This is a genomic window from Flavobacterium sp. SH_e (assembly GCF_025717045.1).
Taxonomy (GTDB): domain Bacteria; phylum Bacteroidota; class Bacteroidia; order Flavobacteriales; family Flavobacteriaceae; genus Flavobacterium.
Genome location: NZ_JAOVZN010000003.1, coordinates 556862 through 564097, shown reverse-complemented (window position 1 = coordinate 564097; position 7236 = coordinate 556862). Strand labels below are relative to the sequence as shown.

Genomic DNA, 7236 nt, shown 5'->3' with positions numbered 1-7236 from the left:
AACAGAAGCAGTTGTTCCCACTTCTGCGTTAGCGCTGTTTTTCCAAGAATAGGCTACAGTTCCCACAGAGTTTGTTACAGTCCCTGCAGTCACAGTTCCAGTGCTTGCTCCGTAGCATGAAGCATCCGTTTTAGATGAAGCCCCTAAAGCTAAAGCTGCAGAAGGCTGTCCAACAGTCACAGAATTTGTCTGAGAAGAGCATGAATCCGTTACGGTTAAAGTATATGTTCCGGCAGGCAGGTTTGAAACGGAAGCTGCTGTTCCGACTTCAATATTAGCGCTGTTTTTCCAAGAATAGGCTACAGTTCCCACAGAGTTTGTTACAGTCCCCGCAGTCACAGTTCCGGTGCTTGCTCCGTAGCATGAAGCATCCGTTTTAGAGGAAGCTCCCAAAGCCAGAGCAGCAGAAGGCTGTCCAATAGTAACAGAATTTGTCTGAGAAGAGCATGAATCCGTCACAGTTAAAGTATAGGTTCCGGCAGGAAGGTTTGAAACTGAAGCTGTGTTTCCAACTTCTGCATTAGCGCTGTTTTTCCAAGAGTAAATAACAGTTCCAACAGAGTTTGTTACAGTCCCCGCAGTCACAGTTCCAGTGCTTGCGCCGTAGCATGAAGCGTCTGTTTTAGAGGAAGCTCCCAAAGCTAAAGCTGCAGAAGGCTGTCCAACTGTAACAGAATTTGTCTGAGAAGAGCATGAATCCGTCACGGTTAAAGTATAGGTTCCGGCAGGAAGGTTTGAAACAGAAGCAGTTGTTCCGACTTCTGCGTTTGCGCTGTTTTTCCAAGAATAAGATACAGTTCCAACAGAGTTTGTTACAGTTCCCGCAGTCACAGTTCCAGTGCTTGCTCCATAGCATGAAGCATCTGTTTTAGATGAAGCTCCTAAAGCCAGAGCAGCGGAGGGCTGTGAAATATTGATTGTCAATTTTCCTTGACATCCATTTGCATCAGTTGCAGTAACCTCGTAACTTCCAAATCCTAAATTGCTTAAAGTTTGAGAAGTGCCAGCATAAGCAGATCCATTTTTTTTCCATGAATAGCTATAAGGAGCAACGCCACCAGAAGCATTGTTTACTGTAATAGCCCCTGTAGATTGATTAAAACAAGTTACATCTAGATGAGAAGCTATTACTTCGGTTACAGTTACAGTACTTTTTGTAACAACAACTGGTTTTATATCGTAACAATTAGAAGCGTTTGTTCCTTTAATGTAATATGTACCAGGAATAGCAGTCGCATAATTTGCATACGGAATTGTCGCTGCCGAATCTGTCCAATAGGTATAAGTTAATCCTGATGAACTTCCAGCAGTAACGCTTGCAGCAGTCAAATCTAACGAAGTAGCTGGTGCACAAATAGGAAGCGGATTAGTTATTGTTACTGTAGGTTTTGCATTTATATTAACTACAATAGCTTTTTTAGGACCAATGCAAGCATTTGTTTTTCCTTCGGCTACATAATATGTAAATTGCCCTGCAGTATCAGTGGAAGGAGTTAACGTTTGCTGTCCTGTTGAATTCGCAGTTAGATAATAATATAATGTATATTCCGGTTTACTTGGTACAGCAGTTAATGGAACTGCAGTATCACCCACACAATAATTTAAAGGAGTAGTAACTGTCGGCATTGTTGTAATGCTTTCAATAGTTATAGTAAATTGGAAATAACATCCGCCGGTAGCTCCAGGAGGAATTGCATAATATGTAGATGTACCAACTGTAGCAGGGAACGGATTGTTAATTGTATATTGTGTTGTTGTTCCAGCAACTACAGGGTATGCATTGTAAAATGTAGAGCCAGGAGGAAACGAACCTGTCACATCTGTAATTGGTATTGAAGATGCACCATTACAAAAAGTAAAAGCAATAGTAGGCGAAGTAGCCTGACAATTCGCATTAGTATAATTCGTAGAATTTATTGTGGTCTGAAGTGGAGCAGAAATCGCAGTTCCTGTGCAGCTTCCAGATGATGTATAGCCTAAGATTAAAGCTTTATCAGTTACGGTTACGCCAGAATTAACGCCTTTTCCACTCAACGAACCGTTTACTTGAATCACATTGCTGCAATTTGAATTTTTAAGTAAAGCACAGTTTTCTGTAGATTTTAATTTGAATGTCAATTCTGCTAAAACAGTATTTGGATCAGAAGGAAGTGGTAATGTTCCTATATCCCAAACAATAGACCCATTTGCACCAATTGTAGGTTCATACGTCAAAGCATTTGGAGTAGGAGCAGGACTGAAATTTACTGTTTTTGCTAAACTTCCACTTACAAATGTAGCGTTGTACGGAATCGGAATAACAATTTTACTATTTTGTATTGCTTCGGATCCTCTGTTTTTTATTTGAATTTTATAACCAAGTTCCTGACCAGGCAAAACGGTATATGGACCTGCACCAGCAGCACTTCCGTTAATTGTTGTGGCAGTAAGGACACCTTCTATTTCTGGAACATAAGCATCGACTGCCATGACAATAGAGAAGATGGTATAGGTGTCAATTGTTGATCCGTACTTAAAAGTGGTCGAAGTTTGATTGTTTCCAATAATATCTTTAGCACTGTTTGGGAGATCAAACATACTAATATCAATTCCTGAATTATTAACCAAATTAGGGTTTCGGGAATTTCCTCCAGTACTGATCGATGAATTAAAGAAATTATTTGTGGTATTTCCTGTTCGGCTTAAACTAAGATAATTGTTGGTATTTAATTTTTGAATTTGAAAATAATCTCCGTCATAATTCACATCACCTTCACCAGCCATAACCCCAAGTTTAATTCCAACTGGTCCAGATGCTACAGAGTTAAATCCAGAAACTGGAATGCTGTAATTTGCAGTTACTGAATTTTGTACAAAGGCATGACCATCAAAAACAGTAATATCTCTGTTTTTCATATTAGAGTTTTCATAAACAACTACCAAACCCCATCCTGCATATTTTCCAATTGAACCGCCATCAGATCCTTCAGTCGCTGCAATATTAGCAGCAAAGTATTCACCAACTCCGTTTGTTCTTACATAGTCTGTAACTTCTGCATAGGCAGTAAACATATTGTTATCGGCATTTGTTGGAAAATAAATATCCGTAGCTGTAAATTCATCATAACTGCTATCAAGCGGACCTTTAAATAAAATTTTTCGTTTATCTAAAGTTTTGGTTACCCCATTCTTAGTAACAGAAAAAGAGTTAGGACTATTATTTGCATCAGAAACCCTTCCTGTCCAATACAATCCAGCATAAACGATATTGTAGCAGTTTGTTAATTTTGTTCCGCTATCGTTTAGCAAATCTAAAGTTGCAGAAGAAGAGTTATGCGTTTGATTATCACTATCCTTATCAACATAAACCATTGCATTTGTTCCATTGGTTCTGTCAACAGCATAATTCTGTAAAGTCAAGTTAGTATTCCCCATCATCGTAAAATTCCCTTTAATTTTATAGATTGTTTTTGTAGGAGAATAAGAAGAAGTTCTTTCTTTAAACGGTTTTATAACTTGCGAGTTTCCTTCAGTAATGCCCATAACAAGCATCAAAAAGAAATAAAAAACCGCAAAATGTTGAGAGTAGAATTTTTTCATAGTAATGGGTTTTAAATTATCCGCCTATAGAGATTTTATAAATAAGAATATATTTTGAAGAGTCATTTTTAATCAGATTATTAATCACAGAAGGACTGGTTTCAATTTCTGAAATGATGAAAATGTATTGTAGCTTTTCAAAGCCAGAGAAAGAATTTAGATCGATAGATTTATTTAAATCTGATGATTTCTCTATTTTAATCGTGGCAATTTCAATATCGTTTTTTAAAGACACAGAAGTATTTAGGGTATTGATTGAGTTCATATCTGTAAATAAGACAGTAGGCTGATCGCCATAAACGTTTATTTCCCCCGACGAAGAATAAACTGCCGACTGTAAATCATACAGAAGATGCTTGACGTGGCTAAGCTTAGAATTCTGACCAGAGTTTTCTAAGTTTGTTAAGTACGAATCCACATTTTCACTTTGAGCAAATGAAAAAGTTGTTATCAAAAAAAACAGCAGGAAAAAAATGCTTTTTTTGAAAATATTTCTTTTCGAGAAAAAAATATACTTACAATTGTTTACAAATTTTACTGCTTTTTCAAGAGTAGATTTAGTTTTCATAACTTAAGATTTTGTTTTAAAGTATTTATGAAATTTTAACAGAATCAAAGTTATATTAGAGTTTTTCTAATTATATTTTTTTATCTGTAACTAACCTAAAAACTCGTTAAAGTGTTCGTTTTTTATTAAAATTTCCGTCGAAAACGATTTTTTTTAACTTTGAAATGCAAAAATTATCGTCTTAAAATTTTGACTTTTTAGCGATATTGGAAACTTTTTAAATAGGCTAAATAATTAATAATCAAGTATTTGGTTAAAATTTTACGAAATTGTAAAATATCGATCAAATGCTCATTTCATAGATGAAGTACATAAAACACAAATTTTTAAGATTAATTTTTTTTTAACTTTTTATGTTTTACGAATAATTAATTCTTGTTAAAATTTATATATAATGTTAACAGAAATAAAAAATAGAAAAGGTTTAAAATATCTTTTGTAAATTAGAACTTATTTAAAAAATGAACCTCCAAATCAGGGTTTTAAAAATTTGATGCTTATGAAAAATCTCATTTTAATACGTCATGCCAAATCAAGTTGGGAAGCACCTTTAAAAGATTTCGATCGTCCTTTAATGAAGAGAGGAATTTTAGATGCGCATGATGTTTCATTAAATATCTCTAAATATCTTCCAAAGACTTATATTATATGGAGCAGTACTGCCGCAAGAGCTTCAGAAACGGCTTTGATTTTTGCTCAAAACATTTCTTACCCCATAGAAAGTATCGTTTACAGAGACGATCTTTACACTTTTGACGAAAAACAATTGGAAAAAGTTATCAAATCGTGTGATAATAGTTTTGAAAGCGTTATTCTTTTCGGACATAACGAGGCTATTACAAATTTTGTTAATAAATTTGGGGATGTTTTTATAGAAAATGTTCCAACTTCGGGGTTTGTGTCATTGCAATTTGACTCTGACAGTTGGGATGCTATCAATAAAGGCAAAACACATAAAACTATTTTCCCCAAAGATTTAAAATAATAACAGTGTACGAACAGAAATATATCGATAGAGAAAAAAGCTGGTTAGCGTTTAATGCAAGAGTTCTTCAGGAAGCTGGAGATAATACGGTTCCTCTTTTAGACAGACTGCGTTTTGTTGGAATTTTTTCAAACAATTTAGATGAATTTTTTAGAGTTCGGTACGCAGCCATTCGACGATTGAGTCTCTCTGGTATTTCTGGTGAAAAATATTTGGGCGGTATTTCTGCTCATCAATTAATTAAGGATATTACCGAAATTGTAATTCAGCAACAATCTGAAAGTTTACGTATTCTAGGAAATATTGAAGCAGAACTTGAAGCCGAAAATATCTTTATTATAAACGAAACTCAGATAACACCAAAACAGGAATGTTTTTTAAAGGATTTTTACAATCAAAAATTAAGTCCAGAATTGGTTACTATCATTTTGAATGATCTAGCAGTTTTTCCAGTATTAAAGGATACTCTAGGATATTTAGCAGTTCGTTTAGAATTGGCAAATGAAGAAGTTCGTTATGCTTTAATCGAAATTCCAAAAACCATAAATCGTTTTGTAGTTCTTCCTTCAGAAGACGAAAAACAATATGTGATTTTAATTGACGATGTTATCCGTTTCAAACTCAAAAACATCTTTAATATTTTTGATTATAAAAGCGTTTCTGCCCACATGATCAAAATTACTCGTGATGCTCAATTAGACATCGATAGTGATTTGAGTAAAAGTATGCTCGAAAAAATTGCTTCATCGGTAAAAGACCGTAGAATTGGAGAGCCTGTTCGTTTTATTTATGATAGTTTAATTGAAGACGATACGCTACATTTCTTCCTAGATAAAATGAAAATTGTAGAAACAGATAGTATAATACCAGGTGGAAGATATCATAACCGCCGTGATTATATGGGGTTTCCAAATTTAGGACGTTATGATTTATTATATAAACCAAATGAACCCTTGCCAGTTCCAGGTTTAAGTCTTGATGGAAGTATTTTAGAAAAAATCTCTAAAAAAGATTATTTAGTTCACGCACCATACCAATCATTTTCATATCTGACAAAATTTTTGCGAGAAGCCGCTTTAGATCCAAAAGTAACTAGTATTAAAATTACTTTATATCGTTTGGCAAAGAATTCGCAAATTATCAGCTCGCTTATTAATGCTGCCAAAAACGGAAAAAGAGTAGTGGTTCAAATCGAACTTCAAGCCCGTTTTGATGAAGCTTCAAATATTTCGTACGCAGAACAAATGCAGACCGAAGGGATTGAACTTATTTTTGGAATAAAAGGCCTTAAAGTACACAGTAAAATTTGTGTTATAGAAAGATTGGAAGAAGGTAAAAATCGTCGTTATGGATTTATTTCTACTGGAAACTTCAACGAATCGACAGCTAAAATTTATACCGATGTAACACTTTTAACTTGTCATCAAGGTATTTTAAAAGATACATCAAAAATATTCGAATTTTTTGATATCAATTATAGAGTTCACAGATACAAACATTTAATTGTATCACCACATTATACAAGAAGCAAATTTATAAAGCTGATTGACCGCGAAATTCTTCATGCTTTGGCTGGTAGAAAAACGCACATAAAATTAAAAATGAATAGTTTATCCGATTTTAAAATGATCGATAAATTATATGAAGCAAGTAACGCAGGAGTAAAAATCCAACTTCAAGTAAGAGGAATATGCTCTTTAATTCCGGGAATTCCAGGAATGAGCGAAAATATCGAAGCGATAAGTATCGTCGATAATTATTTAGAGCATTCAAGAGTTTATATTTTTGGAAATGCCGGTTTAACCGAAGTTTATATCTCGTCTGCCGATTTCATGACAAGAAATTTAGATGGAAGAGTTGAGGTAACCTGTCCAATTTATGACCTTGAAATTAAAAAAGAATTAATTGATAATTTCAACATTGCCTGGAAAGGAAATGTAAAAGTAAGATACCATTCATATAAATTAGATAATAAATATAAGCCAAAGAACAATCATGCCCCTTTTAGAGCACAATTTGAAACCTATAAATATTATCAGAATAAAATAGCAGTACTAGAAGAGGTTCCTCAAAAAGTAAATTAATAATTTAAAACCAATTTCAA

General features: G+C 34.1%; 4 protein-coding genes. 2 read left to right on the top strand and 2 right to left on the bottom strand.

Annotation, left to right across the window (positions count from 1 at the left end):
- Positions 1–3579: SprB repeat-containing protein (locus tag OD917_RS07265; protein WP_263522884.1), on the bottom strand; the 3579-nt coding region annotated here is incomplete at its 3' end.
- Positions 3580–3595: 16 nt separating this feature from the next.
- Positions 3596–4147 carry a hypothetical protein gene (locus tag OD917_RS07260; RefSeq protein ID WP_263522883.1) on the bottom strand — a complete coding sequence of 184 codons (552 nt, stop codon included), beginning with the start codon at positions 4145–4147 and terminating at the stop codon, positions 3596–3598.
- Between the two features lie 499 nt (positions 4148–4646).
- Here OD917_RS07260 and OD917_RS07255 point away from each other — a divergent pair, with 499 nt between their 5' ends.
- Positions 4647–5132, top strand: coding sequence for a SixA phosphatase family protein (locus tag OD917_RS07255; RefSeq protein ID WP_263522882.1), 486 nt, complete (start codon positions 4647–4649; stop codon positions 5130–5132).
- A 5-nt stretch (positions 5133–5137) separates the two neighbouring features.
- Positions 5138–7216: a polyphosphate kinase 1 gene (gene ppk1, locus OD917_RS07250; protein WP_263522881.1), complete on the top strand. Its 2079-nt coding sequence runs from the start codon at positions 5138–5140 to the stop codon at positions 7214–7216.
- The last annotated feature ends 20 nt before the right edge of the window (positions 7217–7236 follow it).